Origin of the sequence: Pseudomonas sp. MWU12-3103b (genome assembly GCF_023100615.1) — a bacterium.
Lineage (GTDB): Bacteria > Pseudomonadota > Gammaproteobacteria > Pseudomonadales > Pseudomonadaceae > Aquipseudomonas > Aquipseudomonas putida_A.
The window spans coordinates 115,031-141,808 of record NZ_JALMEY010000011.1 but is presented as its reverse complement, the minus strand read 5'-3'; the positions used below and the strand labels follow the sequence as shown (position 1 = coordinate 141,808).

At 60.7% G+C, this 26,778-nt stretch carries 19 protein-coding genes; 11 read left to right on the top strand and 8 right to left on the bottom strand.

Annotation, left to right across the window (positions count from 1 at the left end; translation table 11 throughout):
• Positions 1-10: 10 nt before the first annotated feature.
• A complete protein-coding gene (locus M0808_RS17955) occupies positions 11-1,174 on the bottom strand; it encodes an isovaleryl-CoA dehydrogenase (RefSeq protein ID WP_007961115.1) in 1,164 nt (387 codons plus the stop codon).
• A 358-nt stretch (positions 1,175-1,532) separates the two neighbouring features.
• Here M0808_RS17955 and M0808_RS17950 point away from each other — a divergent pair, with 358 nt between their 5' ends.
• A complete protein-coding gene (locus tag M0808_RS17950; protein WP_247842043.1) occupies positions 1,533-3,230 on the top strand; it encodes an AMP-binding protein in 1,698 nt (565 codons plus the stop codon).
• Positions 3,231-3,895: 665 nt separating this feature from the next.
• Here M0808_RS17950 and M0808_RS17945 read toward each other — a convergent pair.
• The 3 genes from M0808_RS17945 to M0808_RS17935 all read right to left on the bottom strand — a co-directional run bounded on the left by M0808_RS17945 (position 3,896) and on the right by M0808_RS17935 (position 6,461).
• Positions 3,896-4,795 carry a hydroxymethylglutaryl-CoA lyase gene (locus tag M0808_RS17945; RefSeq protein ID WP_027614624.1) on the bottom strand — a complete coding sequence of 300 codons (900 nt, stop codon included), beginning with the start codon at positions 4,793-4,795 and terminating at the stop codon, positions 3,896-3,898.
• A gap of 147 nt (positions 4,796-4,942) precedes the next feature.
• Entirely contained in the window at positions 4,943-5,344 is a 402-nt protein-coding gene (locus tag M0808_RS17940; protein ID WP_027614625.1) for a MerR family DNA-binding transcriptional regulator, read from the bottom strand.
• 187 nt (positions 5,345-5,531) lie between these two features.
• On the bottom strand, positions 5,532-6,461 hold the full coding sequence (locus M0808_RS17935; RefSeq protein ID WP_247842042.1) for a LysR family transcriptional regulator: 930 nt from the start codon (positions 6,459-6,461) through the stop codon (positions 5,532-5,534).
• A 157-nt stretch (positions 6,462-6,618) separates the two neighbouring features.
• Here M0808_RS17935 and M0808_RS17930 point away from each other — a divergent pair, with 157 nt between their 5' ends.
• Positions 6,619-7,848 carry an acyl-CoA dehydrogenase gene (locus M0808_RS17930; protein WP_003223710.1) on the top strand — a complete coding sequence of 410 codons (1,230 nt, stop codon included), beginning with the start codon at positions 6,619-6,621 and terminating at the stop codon, positions 7,846-7,848.
• Between the two features lie 131 nt (positions 7,849-7,979).
• On the opposite strand, the gene M0808_RS17925 is transcribed toward M0808_RS17930, so the two are convergent.
• Both M0808_RS17925 and xthA read right to left on the bottom strand, forming a co-directional pair.
• A complete protein-coding gene (locus tag M0808_RS17925) occupies positions 7,980-9,314 on the bottom strand; it encodes a phosphate ABC transporter substrate-binding/OmpA family protein (protein ID WP_247842041.1) in 1,335 nt (444 codons plus the stop codon).
• 240 nt (positions 9,315-9,554) lie between these two features.
• Positions 9,555-10,367 carry an exodeoxyribonuclease III gene (xthA, locus tag M0808_RS17920; protein WP_247842040.1) on the bottom strand — a complete coding sequence of 271 codons (813 nt, stop codon included), beginning with the start codon at positions 10,365-10,367 and terminating at the stop codon, positions 9,555-9,557.
• 303 nt (positions 10,368-10,670) lie between these two features.
• On the opposite strand from xthA, the gene M0808_RS17915 reads away from it, so the two are divergent.
• The 8 genes from M0808_RS17915 (at position 10,671) to M0808_RS17880 (ending at position 23,365) form a co-directional block, all read left to right on the top strand.
• A complete protein-coding gene (locus M0808_RS17915) occupies positions 10,671-11,321 on the top strand; it encodes a GNAT family N-acetyltransferase (RefSeq protein WP_007961094.1) in 651 nt (216 codons plus the stop codon).
• 66 nt (positions 11,322-11,387) lie between these two features.
• The gene (locus M0808_RS17910) at positions 11,388-13,115 is read left to right on the top strand and encodes an autotransporter assembly complex family protein (protein ID WP_134785984.1); all 1,728 of its coding nucleotides are present in this window, start codon (positions 11,388-11,390) and stop codon (positions 13,113-13,115) included.
• Positions 13,112-16,786 carry a translocation/assembly module TamB domain-containing protein gene (locus M0808_RS17905; protein WP_247842039.1) on the top strand — a complete coding sequence of 1,225 codons (3,675 nt, stop codon included), beginning with the start codon at positions 13,112-13,114 and terminating at the stop codon, positions 16,784-16,786. The genes M0808_RS17910 and M0808_RS17905 overlap by 4 nt, the downstream gene beginning before the upstream one ends.
• A 94-nt stretch (positions 16,787-16,880) precedes the next feature.
• A complete protein-coding gene (locus tag M0808_RS17900; protein WP_247842038.1) occupies positions 16,881-18,200 on the top strand; it encodes a hypothetical protein in 1,320 nt (439 codons plus the stop codon).
• Between the two features lie 237 nt (positions 18,201-18,437).
• Entirely contained in the window at positions 18,438-18,920 is a 483-nt protein-coding gene (locus M0808_RS17895) for a MarR family transcriptional regulator (RefSeq protein ID WP_064586973.1), read from the top strand.
• A complete protein-coding gene (locus tag M0808_RS17890) occupies positions 18,910-20,379 on the top strand; it encodes an efflux transporter outer membrane subunit (protein WP_247842037.1) in 1,470 nt (489 codons plus the stop codon). Before M0808_RS17895 ends, M0808_RS17890 begins: the two co-directional genes overlap by 11 nt.
• 14 nt (positions 20,380-20,393) lie before the next feature.
• Positions 20,394-21,596 (top strand): HlyD family efflux transporter periplasmic adaptor subunit, encoded by a 1,203-nt coding sequence (locus M0808_RS17885; protein WP_247842036.1) that lies wholly within the window; start codon positions 20,394-20,396, stop codon positions 21,594-21,596.
• A gap of 239 nt (positions 21,597-21,835) precedes the next feature.
• Positions 21,836-23,365 (top strand): DHA2 family efflux MFS transporter permease subunit, encoded by a 1,530-nt coding sequence (locus tag M0808_RS17880; RefSeq protein WP_027614637.1) that lies wholly within the window; start codon positions 21,836-21,838, stop codon positions 23,363-23,365.
• Between the two features lie 181 nt (positions 23,366-23,546).
• Here M0808_RS17880 and lpxH read toward each other — a convergent pair whose 3' ends face one another.
• Together lpxH and M0808_RS17870 are read right to left on the bottom strand one after the other, a co-directional pair.
• Entirely contained in the window at positions 23,547-24,293 is a 747-nt protein-coding gene (gene lpxH / locus M0808_RS17875) for a UDP-2,3-diacylglucosamine diphosphatase (protein WP_247842035.1), read from the bottom strand.
• Positions 24,290-24,796, bottom strand: a complete 507-nt coding sequence (locus M0808_RS17870) for a peptidylprolyl isomerase (protein WP_098968133.1) — start codon at positions 24,794-24,796, stop codon at positions 24,290-24,292. The genes lpxH and M0808_RS17870 overlap by 4 nt, the downstream gene beginning before the upstream one ends.
• 265 nt (positions 24,797-25,061) lie before the next feature.
• On the opposite strand from M0808_RS17870, the gene M0808_RS17865 reads away from it, so the two are divergent.
• Entirely contained in the window at positions 25,062-26,762 is a 1,701-nt protein-coding gene (locus M0808_RS17865; RefSeq protein ID WP_135295429.1) for a glutamine--tRNA ligase/YqeY domain fusion protein, read from the top strand.
• The last annotated feature ends 16 nt before the right edge of the window (positions 26,763-26,778 follow it).

The following is a 26,778-nucleotide window of genomic DNA, read 5'->3' as shown; positions in this document are numbered from 1 at the left end:
CAGCTCCGTTTTAGCGGGTTTCGTTGAACAGTTCGCGGCCGATCAGCATGCGCCGGATCTCACTGGTGCCGGCGCCGATTTCGTACAGCTTGGCGTCACGCAGCAGACGTCCGGCCGGGAATTCGTTGATGTAGCCGTTGCCGCCAAGAATCTGGATCGCGTCGAGGGCCATTTGCGTGGCGCGCTCGGCGGTGTAGAGGATCACCCCGGCGGCGTCCTTGCGCGTGGTTTCGCCACGCTCGCAGGCCTGAGCGACTGCATACAGGTAGGCGCGGCTGGCGTTGAGCTGGGTGTACATGTCGGCGACTTTGCCCTGGATCAGCTGGAATTCGCCGATGCTCTGGCCGAACTGCTTGCGATCGTGGATGTACGGCACGATCAGGTCCATGCACGACTGCATGATCCCGGTCGGGCCGCCGGACAGCACCACGCGTTCATAATCGAGGCCACTCATCAGCACTTTCACGCCACCGTTGAGCACACCGAGGATGTTTTCTTCCGGCACTTCGACGTCATCGAAGAACAGCTCGCAGGTGTTGGAACCGCGCATGCCGAGCTTGTCGAACTTGTTGCTGCGGCTGAAGCCTTTCCAGTCGCGTTCGACGATGAACGCGGTGATGCCGTGCGGGCCTTTTTCCAGGTCGGTCTTGGCGTAGATCACGTAGGTGTTGGCGTCAGGGCCGTTGGTGATCCAGGTCTTGCTGCCGTTGAGTACGAAGCGGTCGCCGCGTTTGTCGGCGCGCAGTTTCATCGAGACCACATCGGAACCGGCGTTCGGCTCGCTCATGGCGAGTGCACCAACGTGTTCGCCGCTGATCAGTTTCGGCAGGTATTTGGATTTCTGTTCGTGGTTGCCGTTGCGGTTGATCTGGTTGACGCAGAGATTGGAGTGCGCGCCGTAGGACAGCGCCACGGAAGCCGAGCCGCGGCTGATTTCTTCCATCGCCACCACGTGCGCCAGGTAACCCAGACCCGCACCGCCGTACTCTTCCGGCACGGTGATGCCGAGCAGGCCCATGTCACCGAATTTGCGCCACATGTCAGCCGGGAACAGGTTGTCGCGGTCGATCTGCGCGGCGCGTGGGGCGATCTGATCGGCGACGAAGGACTGAACCTGATCGCGCAGCATGTCGATGGTTTCACCGAGGGCGAAGTTCAGGGATGGGTAGCTCATGGGTCACCTTTTGGCTTTTTTGTAGGGTGGGGAGGGCGGTCGAACGGCTCTCACCTTTACGTTAACGTAAGCCTGTGACGAATGGCTGTCAATCACCCTTTACGTTAACGTCAACTTGAGCGAGAGTAGGGGCAGTTCAGGATTGAAAGCGGACAGACTTTTGTGGAAATGATCCTTTGTGGTGAGGGGATTCATCCCCGATGGTTGGCGAAGCCGACCCAAAACCTGTGAATGCGGTTCAGCAGGAAAAACTGAGGGTGCGCTTCGCACACCATCGGGGATGAATCCCCTCACCACAAGGCCACCCGCAAAAAAGTGAGCTCCGGTAAACCCACTAATAAAGACAATAGGGGTCATCATGGATCAACCCAGTGCAAACCCGCAGCGCAGCTATACCCGAGGCTCCCAGGACAAAGCCTTGCTGGCGATGACCATCGGGCAGAAGTTCGATCAGACTGTCGCGCAACACCCGTACGGCGAGGCGCTGGTCGTAAGGCATCAGCAGTTGCGTTATACCTGGCAGCAACTGGCCGATAGCGTCGACCTGCACGCCAGAGCCTTGCTGGCGCTGGGTTTGCAGGCGGGAGATCGGCTCGGTATCTGGGCGCCGAACTGTGCACAGTGGTGCATCACGCAAATCGCCACGGCGAAGCTCGGCGTGATCCTGGTCAACATCAACCCGGCCTACCGCAGCTCCGAACTGGAATACGTGCTCAAGCAGTCCGGTTGCCAGTGGCTGGTGTGCGCCGGCGCTTTCAAGTCCTCCAACTACCACGCCATGCTGCAAGGGCTGGTACCGGAACTCGCAGAGCAATCCATCGGCCATTTGTGCAGCGAACGTTTGCCGGATTTGCGCGGGGTGATCAGTCTCGACACACAGCCACCGGCGGGCTTCCTGCCGTGGTCGCAACTGGCCGATCTGGCGAGCAGTGTTTCGCCCGAACAACTGCGTGAACGCAGCGACAGTCTGCACTTCGATCAACCGGTGAATATCCAGTACACCTCCGGCACCACCGGTTTCCCCAAGGGCGCGACCCTCAGTCACTACAACATCCTCAACAACGGTTACATGGTCGGCGAAAGCATCGGCCTGACCCCGAGCGACCGCCTGGTGATCCCCGTGCCGCTGTATCACTGCTTCGGCATGGTCATGGGCAACCTCGGCTGCATCACCCACGCCAGCACCATGATCTACCCCAACGACGCGTTCGACCCGTTACTGACCCTGCAAACCGTCGCCGAAGAACAAGCCACCGGCCTCTATGGCGTGCCGACCATGTTCATTGCCATGCTCGATCAGCCGCAGCGCGCCGTGTTCGATCTGTCGAGCCTGCGCACCGGGATCATGGCCGGCGCCACGTGCCCGATCGAAGTCATGCGTCGGGTCATCAGCGAGATGCACATGAGCGAAGTGCAGATCGCCTACGGCATGACCGAGACCAGTCCGGTGTCGCTGCAGACCGGGCCGAACGATGAGCTGGAACTGCGCGTCACCACCGTCGGCCGCACCCAGCCGCAACTGGAAAGCAAAATCATCGACGAGGCGGGCAACCTGGTGCCGCGCGGCACCATCGGTGAGCTGTGCACCCGCGGTTACAGTGTGATGCTCGGTTACTGGAGCAACCCGCAAGCCACGGCCGAAGCCATCGACGAGGCGGGCTGGATGCACACCGGCGATCTGGCGAGCATGAACGATGAGGGTTACGTGAACATCGCCGGGCGTAACAAGGACATGATCATTCGCGGTGGCGAGAATATTTACCCGCGTGAGCTGGAAGAGTTTTTCTTCACCCACCCGGCGGTGGCGGACGTACAAGTGATCGGCATTCCCTGCTCGCGTTACGGCGAGGAGATTGTCGCCTGGATCAAGTTCCATCCCGGCCACCATGCCACCGAACAAGAGCTGCAAGCGTGGTGCAAGGAACGCATCGCGCACTTCAAGACGCCGCGTTACTTCAAGTTCGTCGAAGAGTTCCCGATGACGGTGACGGGCAAGATCCAGAAATTCAGGATGCGCGAGATCAGTATCGAGGAGTTGAAAACAGTCGAGCGGTGAACACAAACACTGTGGGAGCGAGCTTGCTCGCGAATGTGGAGTGTCAGGCGACAAATTTGTATCTGATACACCGCATTCGCGAGCAAGCTCGCTCCCACAATGGAGAGAGAGTGTTTCTCGGATCACAGAAAGCACAAAGGGGAGCCGAAGCTCCCCTTTAATTTTGTCGTCGCGTGCTCTTTTTTATTATTGAGGGGCGGTCTGTTGTTGTTTTTGGCAACCGTGGCCCTTTACCGCTGTTTTTGGCGACCCCCATCCGGGGTCAAGAGCAAACGTATTTTTTTGAGCGCTGATCTGCTTTCTCGTTAAACGATCCAACCGATTCGGGAGCTACCTGAAGGTAGTTTTATTGTTCTCTGCCCGGTTGCGGGTCACTCCTGAGAGCACCCTGAAAAGCACACCTTCTCCAAAAAAATCTGTTAGCTGCGTCTCTGCCGTGTTGTTTTTGTTATGTCAGAGTCGGTACGTCTTATTTTTATTGGTTTGCTGCTTTTTATTCTTGTTATGCCATAGAGATAGCAGAAGCCGTGCCAACTTTTTAAAATCCTTTCAAATCAATGATTTGAGATTTTTGAAGGATTTTTCCTTCTGGGCAAACCAGACAATTTGTTTCCGTGTTACTCGACCACGCCCACGTTTCCGACACAGCGGTAACACCTTCGCCCTCACTGGGCGTTACGGGCCTTGGCCACACGCGAACCGCTCGGGCGACCGAGCACCGCGCTGATCTGTTGACCCGCCGCAATCAGGGCGTCCAGGTCGATGCCGGTCTCGATGCCCAGACCATTGAGCAGGTACACCACGTCTTCGGTGGCGACGTTACCGCTCGCGCCTTTGGCGTACGGGCAGCCGCCGAGGCCGGCGATAGAGCTGTCGAACACCGCGATGCCTTCCAGCAGGCTGGCATAGATGTTGGCCATCGCCTGGCCGTAGGTGTCGTGGAAGTGCCCGGCGAGTTTTTCCCGTGGCACTTGCGCCGACACCACTTCGAACAGCCGCCGGGTCGCGCCGGCGGTGCCGGTGCCGATGGTGTCGCCGAGGGACACTTCGTAGCAGCCCATCGCATACAACTCACGCGCGACCATCGCCACTTGTTCCGGCGCCACTTCGCCTTCGTAAGGGCAGCCGAGCACGCAGGACACGTAACCGCGCACGGTAACGCCGTGCTGTTTCGCGGCCTCCATGATCGGTGCGAAGCGCGCCAGGCTTTCGCTGATCGAGCAATTGATGTTGCGCTGCGAGAACGCCTCGGACGCCGCAGCGAACACCGCGACTTCTTTCACACCGGCCGCCAGTGCATCTTCAAAACCGCGCAGGTTCGGCGCCAGTGCGCCGTAGGTCACGCCGGGTTTGCGCTGGATCTGCGCAAACACTTCGGCGGATCCGGCCATCTGCGGCACCCATTTCGGCGAGACAAAACTGCCGACTTCGATATAACCAAGGCCGGCGGCGCTCAGGGCGTCGACCAGTTGCACCTTGTCAGCCACGCTGATCGGTTGGGCTTCGTTCTGCAGGCCATCGCGCGGGCCGACTTCTATCAGGCGTACTTGGGAGGGGAGGGACATGGGTTGACCTGCTCATTTTCGGAATTACATGAGGTCCCTGTGGGAGCGGGCTTGCTCGCGAAGGCGGTGTATCAGATACAAAATTTGTCGCCTGACACTCCGCCTTCGCGAGCAAGCCCGCTCCCACAGGGAATGAGTTGTGGCTGATTACTGCGCTATCTGCTGGCTCTTCAGCGTCTGCTCCAACGCCTGCACGCAGCGTTCTTCAGCGGTGTCGAGTTCCAGCTTCATCTGTTCGATGTCGAGCAACTGCTGCTCGAGCTGTTCGCGGCGCTCGCCGATTTTTGCCAGCATGCTGTTGAGCTGTTTGGTGTTACCGCTGGACGGGTCATAGAGCTCGATCAGCTCACGGCATTCGGCCAGCGAGAAACCGATGCGCTTGCCGCGCAGGATCAGCTTCAGGCTGACCTTGTCACGGGGTGAGTAGATGCGTTCCTGGCCACGGCGCTCAGGGCTGAGCAGGCCTTGTTCTTCATAAAAGCGGATCGCCCGGGTGGTGATGTCCAGCTCGCGGGCGAGGTCGGAAATGCTGTAGGTCTGGCTGCTCATGAAAGCGCTCGGAAAAAGGTCTTGGCGCTAAGCTAATGGCGAGTTGACGTTTACGTCAAGCAGGAAGGATCGTTGCTGTCAGTGCCGGCCTCTTCGCGAGCAAGCTCGCTCCCACAGGATCAGTGGCGTGCACAAGACCATGTGGGAGCGAGCTTGCTCGCGAAGAACGATAACGCGGTAGCCGGCCTTACACCTTGTCCAGCTTCTTCTCCTGCGCCGCCACCTGCTGGCACAACTCGATGATCTGCTCGCGCATCCAGCGATTGGCCGGGTCCTGGTCGGTGCTTTCATGCCAGTACAGGTGAGTCTCCAGCGGCGGCACGTCGTTGACCGGCAGGTTGAACGCATGCAAGTCGTTACGCCGGGCAAAGCGCTCGGGTACCGTCATCACCATGTCGGTCTGCTGCATGACCTGCGACGCCATCAGATAATGCTGCGAGCGCAGGGCGATCTTGCGCTGAATGCCCATTTTGCCCAGCGCCAGATCCACATAGCCCAGCCCGCTGCGGCGACTGGAGATATGGATGTGGGTCAGCGACAGATAGTCATCCAGCGACAGTTTCTCCTTGCCCGCCAGCGGATGACCCTTGCGCATTGCACAGAGGTAACGGTCTTCCATCAGCTTGACGTGGCGCACCTGCGGGTCGGTGTTGAGCGGGGCATCGACGGCAAAATCCAGGCGTCCGGCCGCCAGTTCCTTGGTGGTTTCGCGGCGTTTGGACAGGAAACTTTCAATGATCACCGTCGGCGCCAGACGCCGCAAACGCTGGAACAGCGGCGGCAGAATCACCGCCTCAGTGAGGTCGGTCATGCTGATGCGGTAAGTCTTCACCGCCTGCGCCGGGTTGAAAATCCGGCTCTCCTGCACTGACACCCGCAGCAGCGACAGCGCGTTGCGCACCGGGCCGATGATGTTCTGCGCCATCGGCGTCGGCACCATGCCCTGGGCGGTGCGCACGAACAGCGGATCGTTGAAGGTCTCGCGCAACCGCGCCAGCGCGTTGGACACCGCCGGCTGGGTAATCCCGACAATCTGCCCGGCGCGGGTCAGGTTGGCTTCGGTGTAAATCGCGTCGAAGACGATGAAAAGGTTGAGGTCGACCTTACTCAGATTCATAACGCGGTTTCTCTTGTTCTAGGGGCTGACGATCAGCGGATCATATATCGGTGATGAATGTTTATACACGCCGAGAATAGGCTAGGTAAATTATCAGCGCTGTTCTAGCATCGATTGCATGATCTGAACAACCTCTGCCCATAGAAGGTAATTGCTCATGGATTTCGCTTATTCGCCCAAGGTGCAAGAACTGCGTGAGCGCGTGACCGCGTTCATGGACACTTACGTTTACCCGGCCGAAGCCGTGTTCGAACGCCAGGTTGCCGAGGGTGATCGCTGGCAGCCGACCGCGATCATGGAAGAGCTCAAGGCCAAGGCCAAGGCCGAAGGTCTGTGGAATCTGTTCCTGCCTGAGTCGGAACTCGGCGCCGGCCTGACCAACCTCGAATACGCACCGCTGGCGGAAATCATGGGCCGTTCGCTGTTGGGGCCGGAGCCGTTCAACTGCTCGGCGCCGGACACCGGCAACATGGAAGTGCTGGTGCGCTACGCCAATGAAGAACAGAAACAGCGCTGGCTCGAACCGCTGCTGCGCGGCGAGATCCGCTCGGCGTTTGCCATGACCGAGCCTGACGTGGCCTCGTCCGACGCCACCAACATGGCCGCCCGCGCCGTGCGTGATGGCGATGAATGGGTGATCAACGGCAAGAAATGGTGGACTTCCGGCGCCTGCGATCCGCGCTGCAAGATTCTGATCTTCATGGGCCTGAGCAATCCCGACGCGCCGCGTCATGCGCAGCACTCGATGATCCTCGTGCCGGTCGACACCCCCGGGGTGAAAATCGTCCGTCCGCTGCCAGTCTTCGGTTACGACGATGCACCGCACGGTCACGCCGAAGTGCTGTTCGACAACGTGCGGGTGCCGTACGAAAACGTTCTGCTCGGTGAAGGGCGCGGCTTTGAAATTGCTCAGGGTCGCCTTGGCCCGGGGCGGATTCACCACTGCATGCGGTCGATCGGCATGGCTGAACGTGCGCTGGAATTGATGTGCAAACGCTCGGTGAGCCGCACCGCGTTCGGCAAGCCGTTGGCGCGTCTGGGCGGTAATGTCGACAAGATCGCTGACTCGCGGATGGAAATCGACATGGCCCGTCTGCTGACCCTGAAAGCGGCGTACATGATGGACACCGTCGGCAACAAAGTGGCGAAGAGCGAGATCGCGCAGATCAAGGTCGTCGCGCCGAACGTGGCGCTGCGGGTGATCGACCGGGCGATCCAGATTCACGGCGGAGCCGGGGTCTCGAATGATTTTCCGCTGGCCTACATGTACGCCATGCAGCGCACCCTGCGCCTGGCCGACGGCCCGGACGAAGTGCACCGCGCGGCGATCGGCAAGTTCGAGATCGGCAAGTATGTGCCGAAGGAAATGTTGCGCAGCGGTCATTAAGACCGCGTCGCCAGCTTCGCGAGCAAGCCCGCTCCCACATTCGACCGCATCCCGACTGGAAGCATGCGATCAAAAGTGGGAGCGGGCTTGCTCGCGAAGGGGCCCATGCATCCAGCACACCTGCATCAGATTCAGTACACCCAAACCTCAACCCGCCGATTCTTGATCCTGCCTTCATCCGCACTGTTCGCCGCCACCGGCATCTGCGCGCCAAACCCGCGTACCTCGCGCAGCACCACGCCGTTTTTCACCAACTCGCGGCGCACCGCCATCGCCCGCAGCTTCGACAGCAGGTCGGCCCGTGCCGGGTCGTCTTTCTCGTCGCCAAACCCCACCAGCGTCACCGCACGCTCGGTCTTGTCGTGGCGCTTTATATAGTCGAGCACGCGCGCCAGATCCTGCCGTGCCTTGTTGTCCAGATTCGCGCTGCCTTCCTCAAAGCGGAAGTTCACCGTCAGACGCTGGGCGTGACGGCTGAGGGATTGATAACCCTCGGGCATCAGCGCATTCGGCGTGACGGTCATGGCACGCACGGTCTGGCTGATGAAACCATTGACCGCGACAATCTTCTGGCCCTGTGGGCTTTGCGCAAACGCCACCAGTGCCGATGCCCACGGATTCTGGTTGCCGGGCGGCAGATAAAAGAACAGGCGCCGCGACAGCGGATAGTCCTCAGTGGCAATCAGGCTGTTGAGCGGCAACATCGATTGCGATGCGCCGTCGGCAATCGCCACGGCTTTGGCCTGGCGCACATAAGGCAGACCGATGAAACCGATACCCTGCGGATCACTGCTCACCGCGTCGGACAATTGCTCGCTGGATTCGAAGCGTTTCGCACTGGAACTCAGACTTTTCCCACGCCGACCCAGCACCAGTTCCTTGAACGTGTCGTAAGTGCCGGACTGATCATCCCGCGCATATAAATGAATCGCGCCGCCGCGACCGCCGAGGTCTTCCCAGGTTTTCACCTCACCGCTGAAGACCCGCGCCAGTTGCTCTGTGTCCAGTTGCTGCAGTGGGTTGCCTGGGTGAAGGATGATCGCCAGGCCGTCGATGGCAATCACCTGCTCGGCGGCGGCGCTTTTCAGATCGCCGAGCGCTTGCAGGCTGAGCAGTTCGCTGTCCTTGATCGGTCGGGAGGAGGCGGCGAGGTCGGCACTGGCGCTTTTCAGTGCAGTGAAACCGGTGCTGGAACCGTGGGCGGCGACTTCAATCACCACCCGTTTGCCTTGGGCGGTCTGGCCGACGATGTGTTGTTCGTTGGCGGCGACGGGGTTCTCGCGGTGAATTTTCAGCAGGCCCTGGTCCTGCAGAAAGCCTTCAACCAACGCCGGGCCAAGGTCGGCGCCAATGGTGTTGGAACCCTGAATGCGCAATGCCGGTCCGTTTTCAGGGATGGGCAGGGTGGCGGCACTGACCGTCAGCCATGCACTCGACAGAAAAGCGAACAGAACACGCAGGATCATGCCGGCACCGAATCAAGCCAAGGGGATTGCCGGGGAGATTAAGTCAGGCGCATGACCAAAACATGACAGTGATCCAATGTAGGAGTGAGCCTGTGGTGAGGGGATTTATCCCCGATGGTTGGCGAAGCCGACCCAAAATCTTCATTTCGATCTATTAGAGACGACTGGGGCCGCTTCGCAGCCCATCGGGGATAAATCCCCTCACCACAGGCTCACTCCTACAGGGAGAAGCGTTGTGAATCAGCTCAACTCAAGCCAGATCGGCGCATGATCCGACGGCTTTTCCATCCCGCGCAGCTCATAGTCCACGCCCGCATCCTTGACCCTTGGCAGCAAACCATGGGACGCGAGGATCACGTCGATCCGCAGCCCGCGTTTCGGTTCGTCTTCAAAACCACGGCTGCGATAGTCGAACCAGCTGAACATGTCGGTCACGTCCGGGTTCAGGTGACGATAGCTGTCGGTCAGGCCCCAGTTTTTCAGGCGGGCCATCCACTCGCGCTCTTCCGGCAGGAAGCTGCATTTGCCGGTTTTCAGCCAGCGCTTCATGTTGTCCGGGCCGATGCCGATGTCGCAGTCTTCCGGGGAAATGTTCACATCACCCATCACCACCAGCGGCTGCTCGTTGTGAAACTGGCTTTCCAGCAGGGTTTGCAGGTCGCTGTAAAAGCGTTGCTTGGCCGGGAATTTGGTCGGGTGGTCGCGGCTTTCGCCTTGCGGGAAGTAGCCATTCATGATGGTCACCGGCACGCCATTGGCGTCGGCGAAGGTGCCCCAGATAAAGCGGCGCTGTGCGTCTTCTTCATCGCTGGCGAAGCCTTTGTGGATCGCAAGCGGTTCTTTGCGCGAAAGCAGGGCGACGCCGTAATGGCCTTTCTGACCGTGGAAATAAACGTGGTAGCCCAGCGCACGCACTTCTTCCAGCGGGAACTGGTCGTCGTGAACCTTGGTTTCCTGCAGGCCGATCACGTCCGGCTGATGCTTTTCGATCAGCGCTGCCAGCTGATGCGGACGGGCGCGCAGTCCGTTGATGTTGAAGGAAACAATCTTCATGGTCGGCAGTCCTGGCAAAAGGGCGATGCTAGCTGACATGTGGGATGGGGGCCAGTGTGGGGTGGGAGAAATCATTTTTGCCTGCCAGATAGATGTTGTCTGAACCGGCCTATTCGCGAGCAAGCCCGCTCCCACAGGGGTATGCATTCCAAATGTGGGAGCGAGCTTGCTCGCGAAGAGGCCCGCCCGGTCGATGAAGCTCCCGGCTTGGTCTATACCTGTGGGGAACTGCGCCACCCGCAAAAGGTTCGTACCATCAAGAGCGCAGTCATTTGAGCCGCGCCCCGAGGGAGAATCACCGTCATGCCTGAAACCCAGACCGCCATCGCCGACATCCACATGCTCGACCGCGGTTACTCGCGCGAAGCCCGATCGCTGCTGTATCAGGCCTATCGCCACGAGCCGACCTTCGGTTACCTGTTCGAGGCCGAGCGGCCGGGTTACGAGCAGCGCGTGCGGGCCACGGTGCGTGAACTGGTCAAACAGCATTTTCTGCAGGATCAGCCGGCCATCGGCCTGTTGGTCAACGACCGGCTGATCGGCATCGCCCTGATCGCGCCGCCGCAGCGTCGCCTGGGCATCACCGAAAGTTGGGCATGGCGCCTGCGCATGGTGCTCAGCACCGGATTCCGCTGCACCCGGCGCTATCTGGAATATCACGATGCGGTGGCCGCCTGCGTGCCCAGCGACTCCGTGCACATGCTGCCGCTGCTGGGGATTCATCCGCAGTTTCAGGGCAAACACTTCGGCGAGCAGTTGCTGACCGCCGTGCATAACTGGTGCGCGGTGGACGAAACCTCGCAAGGCGTGGTGCTCGACACCGGCAACCCGCGCTACTTGGAATTCTACAAACGTCAGGGTTATGAGGAGATCGGCGAAGTGGCCGTCGGCCCGGTGCGCGAGCACGTGTTTTTTCACGCCAATCCGCAGGTGTTACAAACTGCAACGGCTTAGCCATAGAACTTTTTCGGAAATTTCCTGTTCTATCACGCTCCCAAGCCCGTGATAGCATCCGCGCCTATGAAGTTTCCAGGAAGATTTACCAGTGGCGTGCTCATGCTGTTAACCAGCTGCGCGGCGCTGGCGCAAAGTGAATTGGACGTGCGGATCAAACCGTCCAACGATGAACTCAAGGCCAATATAGAAGGTTATATCGGCAGCCTCGGCGATCGTGACGAACAAGCCTTGCTGCGCTTCAGTCGCGGTGCCGAGGAGCAGGCGCGCAAAGCGGCGCAGGCCTTGGGTTATTACCAGCCGCAGATCGACAGTGACGTGAAGGGCGGCGAAAAACCGCGCCTGGTGCTGAACATCGATCCCGGCGAACCGATTCGTCTGCGCAACGTCACCATCCGCGTCGACGGGCCTGCCGCCTCCCTCAAATCCTTTCGTGTGCCGAGCAGTGACACGCTCAAGTCCGGCGCCGTGCTCAACCATGGGCGTTATGAAGACGCCAAACGCCTGATCCAGAACCAGGCCTCGCGCTTCGGCTTTTTCAGTGGCCATTTCACCAGCCAGAAACTTTTGGTCGACCCGCGTGCCGGGGTGGCCGACGTTGAATTGATCTACGACAGCGGCCCGCGTTATGCGCTGGGCAAAGTCAGTTTCGAGGGCGATACGCCGTTCGACGAAGACCTGCTGCAACGCATGGTGCCGTTCAAAGCTGGCGATCCGTATGACTCCGAGCTGATCGCCGAACTCAACCGCGACCTGCAATCGAGCGGCTATTTCGAAGGCGTGCGCGTCGATGCGGCGCCGACGGCGGCGAAAAACGACGTGATCCCGGTCGACGTCAAACTCGACACGCGCAAACCACGCACCATGGGCCTGGGTCTCGGTTATTCGACCGACGTCGGCCCGCGGATCAAGGCCAACTGGACGCGCCACTGGGTCAACCCGCAGGGCGACAGTTACGGCTGGGAAGCCGAGTTGTCGGCGCCACGACAAAACGTCGGGTTGTTCTATGACATCCCGCTTGATCCGCCGCTGACCGACAAACTGCGCTGGGCCGGCGGTTATCAATACGAAGACATCGACGGCTCGGACACCCTGAGCAAGCTGCTGACGTTTGGCCCGGAATGGCACAGCAAGTTGCCCAGCGGCTGGCAGCGAGTGATCTCGCTGAAATGGCAGCGCGAAGAATATGAACTCGGCGACGACTCCGGCCTGAGTACCTTGCTGATGCCCGGCATCAGTTACTCGTACCTGAAAAGCGACAACCGCATCGACCCGCACAACGGCTATCGCCTGACCTTTGAAAGCAAAGTGGCGAAGGAAGGCCTCGGTTCGGACAACAACCTTTTATATGGCACGGCGTTGATCAAAGGCCTGACCACGGTGTTCGACAACCACCGCTTCCTCGGTCGGGTGCAGGTCGGCGGCAGCGCCACCAACGGTTACAACTCGGTGCCGCCGTCGCTGCGTTTCTTCGCCGGTGGCGATCAGAGCGTGCGCGGTTACGACTACCAGAGCCTGTCCCCGGAAAACTCCAAGGGCGACCGCATCGGCGGCCGCTACATGGTCGCCGGCAGCGTCGAGTATCAGTACTCGATTGCCGAGAAATGGCGGGTCGCGACTTTCGTCGACCAAGGCAACTCCTTCAACAAACTCGAATTGCCGAACCTCAAGACCGGGGTCGGTATCGGTGTGCGCTGGGTCTCGCCGGTGGGGCCGATCCGCCTCGACCTGGCCCACGCGCTGGACGACGACGGCGGCATCCGGCTGCACTTTTCCATGGGGCCTGAGCTGTGAAGCGTGGTTTGAAAATATCGGCACTGGCGTTGTTGACGCTGGTGCTGTTGGTTGTAATGAGCATCAGCGCGGTACTCGGGACTCAGGCCGGCAGCCGTTGGGCGCTGAGCCTGGTGCCGGGTTTGAGCGTGGAGAATTTCCAGGGCCGTCTCGGTGGTCAATGGAGCGCCGATCATCTGCTGTGGCAGCAGGACAGCAGTCGGGTCGAACTGAACCAGGCGATCTTCGCCTGGTCGCCGCTGTGCCTGACCCGCATGACTTTGTGCATCGAACAGCTCAAGGCTGATCAGGTGATTCTGCAATTCCCGCCGAGTGAAGAAACCACTGAAAGCGGCCCGATCAAACTGCCGGATCTGCAACTGCCGGTGGCCATCGAACTCGGCGACGTACAAGTCGGCAGCCTGCTGTTCAACGGCAGCGAGCAGCTCAAGGGCCTGCAACTGGCGGCGCACTGGACCGCCCAGGGCATGCAGATCGACAGCGTGAAACTGCAGCGCGACGACCTCAGCCTGAACCTCTCCGGCCTGCTGCAACCGACCGGCAACTGGCCGCTGAACATCGCCGGTGACCTGAGCCTGCCGTCCCCAGGCACTGGCCCATGGACGCTGGCGTTGAAAGTCGACGGTGATCTGCTGAAAACCCTCAACCTGCACGCCGATAGCCGTGGCTACCTCGACGGCCAGTTGAGCGGCGAACTGCAACCGCTGGCGGAAAACCTGCCGGCCAAGGTGCGTATCACCTCCGAGGCATTCAAACCGAGCGCCGATCTGCCGGACACTCTGCAACTCAATCAACTGGTTTTGACCGGCGAAGGTGACTTGAAAAACGGTTACCAGTTAAACGGCAATGCCACGCTGCCCGCCGATAAAGGCCCGGTGGCGCTGCTGCTCAAAGGTAAGGTCGATGCCAGCGGCGCGCAGATCGCCGGCCTCGACCTGACGGCCAACGATAAGCAAAGCCTCAAGCTCACCGGCAGCGTTGACTGGAGCAAGGGCCTCACGGCTCAGGCCAACATCAACTGGCAGGATTTCCCGTGGCATCGGCTGTATAACGAAATCGACGAGCCGCAAGTCGCCTTGCGCACCTTCACCGGCGAAGTCTCCTACACCGACGGTCAGTACCTCGGTAACTTCGCCGCCGACCTCGATGGCCCGGCGGGGGCGTTCAGTTTGAGCAGTCCGTTCAGCGGCAATCTGAAACAGATCGCCTTACCGCAATTGAAAATGCAGGCCGGGCAGGGCAAGGCCGAAGGCCATGTCAACGTGCAGTTCGCCGATGGCATCGCCTGGGACACCGCGCTGGATCTCTCTGCGCTGAACCCGGCGTACTGGATTGCGGAGCTGCCGGGCACCTTGGCCGGGCCACTGAAAAGCAAAGGCGAAATGAAGAACGAGCGCTTGAGCCTCACCGCCGACCTCGACCTCAAAGGCAAATTGCGCGGGCAACCGGCAATCCTCCAGGCCAAGGCCGACGGTGCCGGGGAGCAATGGAACCTCAACGCCCTGCAAATCCGCCTCGGCGACAACAGCATCAGCGGCAAGGGCAGTCTGCAACAGAAGCTCACCGGGCAGATCGACATCAAACTGACGCGTCTGGCCCAGCTCTGGCCGCAGCTGCGGGGGCAGGTCACGGGTCAGGTCAACGTTGCCGGTACGCTGAAAGCACCGCAAGGCAAACTCGGCCTGCAAGGTTCGCAACTGGCGTTTCAGGACAATCGCCTGCAAAGCCTCAACCTCGACGCCACGCTCGACAGTGCGCAACGGGCGAAGATCGATCTCAAAGGCAGTGGCATTCAGGCCGGCGATAGCAATCTTGGCGTATTGACCGCCAGCGCTCAGGGCGACATCAAGAGTCAGAAACTCAACCTCGACCTGCTCGGGCCGAAGCTGAAACTGGCCCTCGGTCTGGACGGCAATCTGGACAAGGGTAACTGGCGCGGTCGTTTGGCCAGCGGCGATATTCAGGCCGGCGGCCAGGACTGGAAACTGCAGAGCCCGGCCAAACTCGAACGCCTCGCCGACGGCAAGATCAACTTCGGCGCGCATTGCTGGATGTCCGGCAATGCCAGTCTGTGCGGTGAAGATCAGCGCCTGCTGCCGGAGCCGAAACTGCGTTACCACCTCAAGCAGTTCCCGATCGAAAGCCTGGCGCAATGGTTGCCGAAAGACTTTGCCTGGCAGGGCAAGCTCAACGCCGACCTGCAACTGGATCTGCCGGCCAGCGGCCCCAACGGCGTGGTCAGCGTCGACGCCAGCGGCGGCACCTTGCGCATGAAGGAAAAGGATCAGTGGCTGGACTTCCCGTACCAGACCCTGAAGCTCACCAGCAAACTCACACCGAAGCGCGTCGATACCGAACTCAACTTCGTCGGCGGCAAGCTCGGCGAATTGATGGTGCAGACACAGCTCAATCCGTTGCCGAAAAACAAGCCGTTGAACGGCTCGTTCCGGCTCTCCGGACTGGACCTGTCGGTGGCGCGGCCGTTTGTACCGATGGTCGAGAAACTCACCGGGCGCCTCAACGGCAGCGGCACGATTTCCGGCGGGCTGCTGGCGCCGCTGGTCAACGGCACGGTGAAACTCAGTGACGGCGAAGTCTCCGGCGCCGAGCTGCCGATGGAACTCAAGGATCTGCAACTGCAAGCAGTGATTGCCGGTGAGTCGGTACGTCTGGACGGCGGCTGGAACAGCGGCAAGACCGGCCAGGGCAGCCTCAATGGCAACGTCGCGTGGGGGCAGGCGCTGATAGTCGATCTGGCGCTCAAGGGCACGCAATTGCCGGTCACCGTTGAACCGTACGCCAAGCTTGAAGTGGCGCCGGACCTGAAGATTTCCATGGCCGGCGATGAGCTGAAGATTGCCGGCAAGGTACAGGTGCCGCGAGGCGAAATCACCGTGCGTGAACTGCCGCCATCGACGGTAAAGGTTTCCGACGACACGATCATCGTCGGGGCGCAGACCGAAGAGGGTAAACCACCGATGGCGATGAAAATGGACATCGACGTGGTGGTCGGCGAAGACAAACTGAGCTTCGCCGGGTTCGGCCTGACCGCCAACCTGCAAGGTCACGTGCACATCGGCGACAACATGGACACCCGTGGCGAGCTGTGGCTCAACGACGGCCGTTACCGCGCCTACGGCCAGCGCCTGAACGTGCGCCGGGCGCGTCTGTTGTTTGCCGGTCCGATCGATCAGCCGTATCTGGATATCGAGGCGATCCGCCAGACCGACGACGTGATCGCCGGTATCCGCCTGAGCGGCAGCGCCGAGCAACCGACCACGCAAATCTTCTCTGAACCGGCCATGAGTCAGGAGCAGGCGTTGTCGTACCTGGTACTGGGACGTCCGCTGAGCACCAACGGCGAAGACAACAACATGCTCGCGCAAGCGGCGTTGGGCCTGGGCTTGATGGGCAGTTCCGGGGTCACCAGCGGCCTGGCCAAAGACCTTGGGATTCAGGACTTCCAGCTCGACACCCAAGGCAGCGGCAACACCACCAGCGTGGTCGCCAGCGGCAACATCTCCGAGAAACTCAGCCTGCGTTATGGCGTCGGCGTGTTCGAGCCAGCCAACACCATCGCGCTGCGTTACAAGCTGAGCAAGAAGGTTTATGTCGAAGCCGCCAGCGGTGTCGCCAGTTCGCTGGATATCTTCTACAAGCGCGATTTCTGAGAGCGTGGCCAATAGCCGGGTCGTGACGCTGCGATCCGGTTTTTCCAGGATGTATTAGACTCACCGAACCCTCAAAACCTTGCCGGTTGCGCCTATGGTCCGCTTGAGTATGGTCTTGCTCGGTAATGACTTTGTCCGTAACCGTTGGTCGACGCTGGCGCTGACCGGCATTGTCTGGGGCGCGGCCGGGGTGGCGATCTTCATCGATGCACTGGACGGCGTGCTGTATTTTCCGCTGCATGTCTTTGGCTATCTGCTGTTACTCGAGGCCCTGATTATCCTGCTGGTGCCAGCACCGCAGACAGGCACCGCCGCCGCTTTGCGCAAGGCGCGCGGTCTGGCGTTCCTGCTGCTTGGGCTGCTGATCGTCGACCGGCAACATGTCGCCAGCCTGATTCTGGCAGTGCTGTTCGGTGTGGCGTTTCTGCTCGATGGCGGCTTTCGGCTGGCGGCGGCGGTGGTGGTGCGCTTTGTCGGTTGGCGATTGTCGCTGCTCACCGGATTGTTCGAAATCACCTTTGGCCTGTTCATCCTCGAACCGTATCCGACGTTGTATAAGGGCACGGTGCCTTTCTGCATTGGCATGAGCATCTTTCTTTCGGGCTGCGCGTTGTTGTGCCAGTCACTGCGCTTCAAACACCAGCCACCGTTGGCGAGTCCGGCCTCGGTCGGTGGGCCGGCCCCCAGCACCGCGCTGGTGATCCATGTCTGGACCCCCAGCGGCACCGTCGATGACACTCTGGTGCGCAACCGCTTGCTCAATCGTTATATCGCCGCGGTCGACATCAACGGCGTGATCTCCGCCGGCCACGCGGCACTGGAATGTGGCCCGGACATTTACATCAGCCATTACCCGCTGGATGACATTGATCGTTCGGCGGGGGATTTCGTGCGCTTGCTGCGGGCGATACCGAACAACGATGTCGCCGGGCGATTTCTGCCTGACTATGCGGGGGAGGTGGCCGACTGGTGCCCGTCTTCGGTTCAGGTCAGTTTTGCTCACTATGACGCCCGGCGGTTGCAGGCGTTCTGGAGCGAATATCGGCAGAACAGCACATACAACCTCACCAGCCGCAACTGCTCGAGTGCCGTCGCCCACAGCCTCGAAGCAGCCCTTGAAGGGGCGATGAATCGCGGGCATTCGAGCATGCTCGATTTCGCCAGAGTGATCCTCAGCCCCGAGTTCTGGGTGGCGGCGCAGGTGCGTAAACGCGCCGAAGTGATGGCCTGGACGCCCGGTCTGGTGCTCGATTATGCACGGGCGTTGCATGCCGCCATCGAGCCGGCACCGCCGGGCTGGCACAGCATGTATGCGGTGATCAAACGCGCTTGCGGTTATGCGCTGACGGCCTTGCGCGGGCGTGAAGTGCATCCCCTCCAGCCGCCATCTGTGCATCCTTCCGACAAATCCTGACCGACGTTACACCCAGTCGCTGCCTTCGCGAGCAAGCTCGCTCCCACATTGATCCATGTATGCATGAGATCCCTGTGGGAGCGAGCTTGCTCGCGAAAGCGTCAGTGCGGGCAACACAAAAACCCACTCCACTGGTCAACTAACTACAAAGCAACCTAACTATTACGTTGACATTCGCTGCCTAGGCAGTAACATCTCGACATACATTCACTGCCTAGGCAGTTATTAGGTGAGCACATGAAGCATTTCACCCCGGACGAATTCAAACATTGCCATCTCGGCCTGTTGCTCGGCCGTGCCGCGCTGCTCAAGGACCGGATCATCGACACCCACATGGAACCCCACGGCATCACCGCCGCGCAGTTCAAGGTGTTGATCATCATGGCCCAGTTCGGCGTCGACACCCCGGCCGAGCTGTGCCGGCATTTGTCGCTGGACAGCGGTTCGATGACACGCATGCTTGATCGTCTGGAGCAGAAAGGTTTCCTGGCTCGCCAACGCAGCGAAGGCGATCGCCGTCAGGTGCAACTCAAACTCACCGAGCAGGGCCAGCAACTGGCCGATCGCCTGCCGCACATCGGCGCCGATGCAATGAATGAACTGGCCGGCGCCGTCACCACGGACGAGTTGAAGACCCTGGAATACATCCTCAAGAAAATTCTGCTGGCAGCCGGTGACCCGATCACTATCCAGCGGTTAGGTGAACACAATGAGCGGTAAAACCTTGCGCACCAGCCTGACCCTGGTGCTGTCGGCGATGATCCTCGCCGGCTGCGCCAATTACAGCGGCCTCGACACACAGGGCAAAAGCCTGGATGCGAAAAGCCTCAACGCCAGCCAGTCCCTCAACGGCGTGACCCTGTCGCCGGCAGCCTGGCCGAAGAGCGACTGGTGGACCAGCCTTGGCGATTCGCAACTCGACGGGCTGATCCGCGAAGCGCTGCACGACAGCCCGGACATGCAGATCGCCGAAGCGCGCGCGCATCAGGCCAGCGCCGCCGCGTATGCCGCCGATGCCGAACGCTATCCGACCCTCGACGCCAGCGCCGGCATCAGCCGTTCGCGTCTGGCCAAGGATCAGGACCCGCGAGGGCAGGGCGATGCCTACGCCACCGTGCGTAACGTCAGCGCCGGTTTCAATTACAACTTCGACCTGTGGGGCGGCCAGCGTGATGCCTGGGAAGCTGCACTCGGTCAGGCTCGCGCTGCCGAAGTCGACCGTCAGGCCGCGCAATTGACCCTCGCCGCCGACGTGGCCCGGGCCTACAGCGATCTGGGTCAGGCGCATATCGTTTACGACCTGGCCAACGACGATCTGAAACGCACCAAACAGATGCTTGATCTGAGCCAGCGCCGCTTGAGTGCCGGGATCGACAGCCAGTACCAGTTCCAGCAAACCCAAAGCCTTGAGGCCAGTTCCGAAGCCAGCCTGATCGATGCCGAAAAGCGTCTGAACAGCGCGAAGATCGCCCTGGCCGTGCTGCTCGGCAAAGGCCCGGATCGCGGCAACGAAATTGCTCGACCGAAAGTTCTGCAAGCCAGCGCCGTGGCGGTGCCGTCGGTGTTGCCGGCGGAACTGCTCGGTCGGCGTCCGGATCTGGTCGCTGCGCGCTGGCGCGTTGAGGCCGCGAGCAAGGACATCGACTCGGCGAAAACCCGCTTCTATCCCAACTTGAACCTCACGGCTTCGGCCGGTGCCGAATCCTTGTTGGGTGACGCGATGTTCGGGTCGGCCAGTCGCTTCTTCAGCATCGCCCCGACCATTTCGGTGCCGATCTTCGCCGGTGGACGCCTGCGCGCCAACCTCGATGCGCGCGACGCCGATTACGATCTGGCGGTGGCGCAGTACAACAAAAGCCTGGTGAAAGCCCTCGGTGATGTCAGCGACACGATCAACCAGTTGCGTGACATCGGCCGGCAGATCGGCGCGCAGCAGCACGCCACCGAGATTGCTCAGGATTCTTACAACACCGTCGTCCAGCGTTACGGTTCCGGCATCGGCAACTACCTGGACGTGCTCAGCATCGAGCAGCAATTGCTGCAGGCCCAGCGTCAGCTGGCCAACCTCAATGCCGAGCAGATCGACCTGTCGATTCAACTGATGCAAGCGCTGGGCGGCGGCTTTCAGGGTGAAACCCTGACCGCAGCCAACGCCACCCCAGCCACGTCGCACAACTAATTCAGGTATTTGTCATGGCCACTGCCGAAAACACTCAAACTCAAGACAACACCCCCGACACCGGTAATCCACGCAAACGCAAATTCATGCTGCTGGTGCTGGCCGTCGTGGTCCTGCTCGCCGGGGCCGGCGTCTGGGCGTATCACGAATTCATCGGGCGCTTCAACGAAAGCACCGACGACGCCTACGTCAACGGCAACGTCGTGGAGATCACCCCGCTGGTCACCGGCACCGTGGTCAGCATTGGCGCTGACGATGGTGATCTGGTTCACGAAGGTCAGGTGCTGATCAACTTTGACCCGAACGACGCCGAAGTCGGCCTGCAAAGTGCCCAGGCGAAACTGGCGCGCACTGTACGTCAGGTGCGCGGCCTGTACAGCAACGTCGATGGCATGAAAGCCCAGGTCAACGCGCAACAGGCTGAGGTGCAGAAGGCTCAGGACAACTACAACCGCCGGAAAAACCTCGCTGCTGGCGGGGCGATTTCCCAGGAAGAACTGTCCCACGCCCGCGACGACCTGACCTCGGCGCAAAACGCCCTGGCCAACGCCAGGCAGCAACTGAAAACCACCAGCGCGCTGGTCGATGACACCGTGGTTTCGTCGCACCCGGACGTGATGTCCGCCGCAGCGGATCTGCGTCAGGCGTACCTGACCAACGCCCGCAGCACCCTGATCGCGCCAGTCACCGGTTACGTCGCCAAGCGCACCGTGCAGCTCGGTCAGCGCGTACAGCCGGGCACCGCGCTGATGGCGGTGATTCCGCTGGATCAACTGTGGATCGATGCCAACTTCAAGGAAACCCAATTGCGTGACATGCGCATCGGCCAACCGGTGGATATCGAGTCCGACATCTACGGCAGCAGCGTGAAGTACAGCGGCACCGTCGACAGCCTCGGCGCCGGTACCGGCAGCGCGTTCGCCCTGTTGCCGGCGCAGAACGCCACCGGCAACTGGATCAAGATCGTGCAGCGTGTGCCGGTGCGGATTCACATCAACGCCGAAGAACTGGCCAAGCACCCGCTGCGGGTCGGGCTGTCGACCAACGTTGAAGTGAACCTGCACGACCAGAGCGGCCCGGTGCTGGCCCAGCAACCGCCGCAAAAGGCCTCGTTCAGCACCAACGTCTACGACCGCCAACTGGCTGAAGCCGACGCGATGATTGCGCAGCTGATCCACGACAACAGCGCTGCGGTGAGCAAGACCGCGCAACGCTGAATCTTCCCCCTGTGGGAACAGGTTCTCAAGGTGATGAGATTTACTGTGGTGAGGGGATTTATCCCCGATGGACTGCGCAGCAGGCCCGGCTTTTCTGAATCAAAGGAGGGGCCGCTTCGCGACCCATCGGGGATAAATCCCCTCACCACAGATGAACTTCCTCATCACAAGGGCCTGTTCCTTATGGGCAACTGCTTCTTTAACAGACGCAGCGTCAACCCGGTTTCATAGGATTCACAATGAGCAATAACGCCTCTTTCACGCCGCCCAGCCTGTTGCTCAGCACCATCGGCCTGTCGCTGGCGACGTTCATGCAAGTGCTCGACACCACCATCGCCAACGTGGCGTTGCCGACAATTTCCGGCAACCTCGGGGTGAGTTCGGAGCAGGGCACCTGGGTCATTACCTCGTTTGCCGTGAGCAACGCGATCGCGCTGCCGCTGACCGGTTGGCTCAGTCGGCGCTTCGGCGAGGTGAAGCTGTTTCTCTGGGCCACTATCCTGTTCGTGCTGGCCTCGTTCCTCTGCGGTATCTCCACCTCGATGCCGGAACTGATCGGCTTTCGCGTGCTGCAAGGCCTGGTGGCCGGGCCGCTGTACCCGATGACGCAGACGCTGCTGATTGCGGTCTATCCCCCCGCGAGGCGCGGCATGGCCCTGGCGTTGCTGGCGATGGTCACGGTGGTCGCGCCGATTGCCGGGCCCATCCTTGGTGGCTGGATCACTGACAGCTACAGCTGGCCGTGGATCTTCTTCATCAACGTACCGATCGGCATCTTTGCGGTGATGGTGGTGCGCTCGCAACTGGCCAAGCGCCCGGTGGAAACCAGTCGCCAACCGATGGACTACGTCGGGCTGATCACGTTGATCATCGGCGTCGGCGCGTTGCAGGTGATCCTCGACAAGGGCAATGACCTGGACTGGTTCGAATCGAATTTCATCATCATCGGCGCGGCGATTTCGGTGATCGCGCTGGCGGTGTTTGTGATCTGGGAAATGACCGACCAGCATCCGGTGGTCAACCTGCGCCTGTTCGCGCACCGCAACTTCCGCATCGGCACGCTGGTGCTGGTGCTGGGTTACGCCGGGTTCTTCGGCATCAACCTGATCCTGCCGCAGTGGCTGCAAACCCAGATGGGTTACACCGCGACCTGGGCCGGTCTGGCGGTGGCGCCGATCGGGATTCTGCCGGTGTTGCTGTCGCCGTTTGTCGGCAAGTACGCGAACAAGTTCGACCTGCGCCTGCTGGCTGGTCTGGCGTTCCTGGCGATTGGCCTGAGCTGCTTCATGCGCGCCGAGTTCACCAACGAGGTGGACTTCCAGCACATCGCCCTGGTGCAGCTGTTCATGGGGATCGGCGTGGCGCTGTTCTTCATGCCGACCCTGAGCATCCTGATGTCTGACCTGCCACCGAGCCAGATCGCCGACGGCGCAGGCCTGGCAACCTTCCTGCGCACCCTGGGCGGCAGCTTTGCGGCATCGTTGACCACATGGATCTGGATCCGCCGCGCCGATCAGCATCATGCGTACATGAGCGAAAGCATCAGTACCTTCGAACCGGCGACCCGCGAGACCTTGAACCATTTAGGCGGCGCGAGCCAATCGGCGTACGCGCAGATGGATCAGATCCTCACCAGTCAGGCGTACATGCTCTCCACCGTGGATTACTTCACGCTGCTGGGCTGGGGCTTCATGGGGCTGATTCTGATTGTGTGGCTGGCGAAGCCGCCGTTTGCGGCGAAGGCCGGGCCTGCTGCTTCAGGACACTAAGGTCAAAAGCCCCTCACCCTAACCCTCTCCCGGAGGGAGAGGGGACTGACTGAGGGTTTCTTTCGAGGTCCGCCGACCTGAGCCACCGAGTTGAACTAAGGTTTTGAATAGCATGAAGATCGGCTCCCTTTCCCCCTCGCCCCCCCTGGGGGAGAGGGCTGGGGTGAGGGGGGGGCGATCTTCAGCCGTGCGGCAGGGCCGACGGCGGGGCAAAGTCGAACGGTGCCAGGGCATACCCGTTCTCATCCACCTGCAACGCCCAACCCTGACGATCCCAGTCCCCCAGCACAATCCGCTTCGCCGCCTGCTCGCCGAGTTGCAGCTTGTGGATCGCCGGACGATGGGTGTGGCCGTGGATCAGGGTTTTTACCCCGTATTGCTGCATGATCCGCGGAATTTCCTCAGGTGTGACATCAACAATGTCATTGGCCTTCATCCGCGTCTGCGCGCGACTTTCGCTGCGCAGCTTGCGCGCCAGTTTGTGGCGGGTGCTCAGCGGCAGGTGGCGCAGGATGAACAGGGTGATCGGGTTACGCAGGTAGCGCCGCAGCTTCATATAGCCGACATCGCGGGTGCACAGGCTGTCGCCGTGCATCAGCAGCACCGGCTCGCCATAGAACTGCACGACACTCGGGTCCTTCAACAGGGTGCAGCCGGCTTCTTTGCAGAAGGCCTTGCCGAGCAGGAAGTCGCGGTTGCCGTGCATCAGAAAGATCGCCGTGCCGCTGTCGCTCAACTGGCGCAGGGCCTGGCAGATGGAACGCTGGAAGGGCGTCATGGCGTCGTCGCCAATCCATGCCTCGAAAAAGTCGCCAAGGATATACAACGCACTCGCCGAGCGGGCGCGTCCGGCGAGCAAATCCAGAAACGCCCGGGTGATGTCCGGGCGCTCCTCTTCCAGATGCAAGTCTGAAATCAGCAATATCACGCTTCGATGATCTCGGCTTTCTCGATGATCACGTCGTCTTTCGGCACGTCCTGGTGACCGGCCTTGGAAGTGGTGGCAACGGCTTCGATCTTGTCGACCACGTCGGTACCGGCAACGACTTTACCGAACACGGCATAACCCCAGCCCTGAGCGGTCTTGGCAGTGTGGTTGAGGAAGCTGTTGTTGGTGGCGTTGATGAAGAACTGCGCCGAGGCCGAATGCGGGTCCATGGTGCGGGCCATGGCCAGGGTGTACTTCTCGTTCTTCAGGCCGTTGTCGGCTTCGTTCTGGATGCTGGCGCGCTTGTCTTTCTTTTCCTGCATGCCAGGCTGGAAACCGCCGCCTTGGATCATGAAACCCTTGATCACACGGTGAAAGACTACGTTTTCGTAGTGACCGGCCTTAACGTATTCAAGGAAGTTGGCAACGGTGATCGGCGCTTTTTCAGCGTCCAGTTCGATGACGATGTCGCCGTAGTTGGTGGTCAGTTTGACTTGAGTCATGATCGGTGCTCTTTTTCAATGAAGCGTTTTATAAGGAATTCGTGGGTATTGGGACATTTGCGCCCTATACCGGTTCAGCCCATCGGCCAAGGTGCGCAGTTTAGCGTGACAGGCGCGAATTTCGAGGCTGTTTTTCATATCCCGGCGATTAAATGCGCTCCTTTATAGGCCGCGCTCTGTCAGCCCCTTGACAGCATCGGCTATGATAGCGGCTTTGTTTTGTCTGGCCCCCTTTGCGGCCGCGCACATGTAAGTCAAGGATCCTATGAGCAAGCCCACTGTCGACCCTACCTCGAATGCCAAGTCCGGCCCTGCCGTGCCGGTCAATTTCCTGCGGCCGATCATCCAGGCAGACCTGGACTCGGGCAAGCACACCCAGATCGTCACCCGTTTTCCGCCTGAGCCCAACGGCTACCTGCACATCGGCCACGCCAAGTCGATCTGCGTGAACTTCGGCCTGGCTCAGGAGTTCGGCGGCGTCACGCACCTGCGTTTCGACGACACCAACCCGGCCAAGGAAGACCAGGAATACATCGACGCGATCGAAAGCGACGTCAAATGGCTGGGCTTCGAGTGGTCCGGCGAAGTGCGCTACGCCTCGCAGTATTTCGACCAGTTGCACGACTGGGCGGTCGAGCTGATCAAGGCCGGCAAGGCCTACGTCGACGACCTGACCCCGGAGCAGGCCAAGGAATACCGTGGCAGCCTGACCGAGCCAGGCAAGAACAGCCCGTTCCGCGATCGTTCGGTGGAAGAGAACCTCGACTGGTTTGCGCGCATGCGCGCCGGTGAGTTCCCGGACGGTGCCCGCGTGCTGCGCGCGAAGATCGACATGGCCTCGCCGAACATGAACCTGCGCGACCCGATCATGTATCGCATCCGCCACGCTCATCACCATCAGACCGGTGACAAGTGGTGCATCTACCCGAACTATGACTTCACCCACGGTCAGTCGGACGCCATCGAAGGCATCACCCACTCGATCTGCACCCTGGAATTCGAAAGCCATCGTCCGCTGTACGAGTGGTTCCTGGACAACCTGCCGGTGCCGGCTAACCCGCGCCAGTACGAATTCAGCCGCCTGAACCTGAACTACACCATCACCAGCAAGCGCAAGCTCAAGCAACTGGTCGATGAAAAGCACGTCAATGGCTGGGATGACCCGCGCATGTCGACGCTGTCGGGCTTCCGTCGCCGTGGCTACACGCCGGCGTCGATCCGTAACTTCTGCGACATGATCGGCACCAACCGTTCCGATGGCGTGGTCGACTTCGGCATGCTCGAGTTCAGCATCCGCCAGGACCTGGACGCGAACGCCCCGCGTGCCATGTGCGTGCTGCGTCCGTTGAAAGTCGTGATCACCAACTACCCGGAAGGTCAGGTCGAAAACCTCGAACTGCCGCGTCATCCGCAGAAAGAAGAACTCGGCGTGCGCCAGCTGCCGTTCGCCCGTGAGATCTACATCGACCGCGATGACTTCATGGAAGAACCGCCAAAGGGCTACAAGCGCCTGGAGCCGAACGGCGAAGTGCGTCTGCGTGGCAGCTACGTGATCCGTGCCGACGAAGCGATCAAGGACGCCGACGGCAACATCGTCGAACTGCGTTGCTCGTACGACCCGGACACCCTCGGCAAGAACCCGGAAGGCCGCAAGGTCAAAGGCGTGATCCACTGGGTGCCGGCCGCTGCCAGCATCGAGTGCGAAGTGCGTCTGTACGATCGCCTGTTCCGTTCTCCGAACCCGGAGAAGGCCGAAGACAGCGCGAGTTTCCTCGACAACATCAACCCTGACTCACTGCAAGTGCTGACCGGTTGTCGTGCTGAGCCATCGCTTGGCAACGCACAGCCGGAAGACCGTTTCCAGTTCGAGCGCGAAGGCTACTTCGTCGCCGACATCAAGGACTCGAAACCAGGTCAGCCGGTATTCAACCGTACCGTGACCCTGCGTGATTCGTGGGGCCAGTGATTTAGCGTCAAGGAAA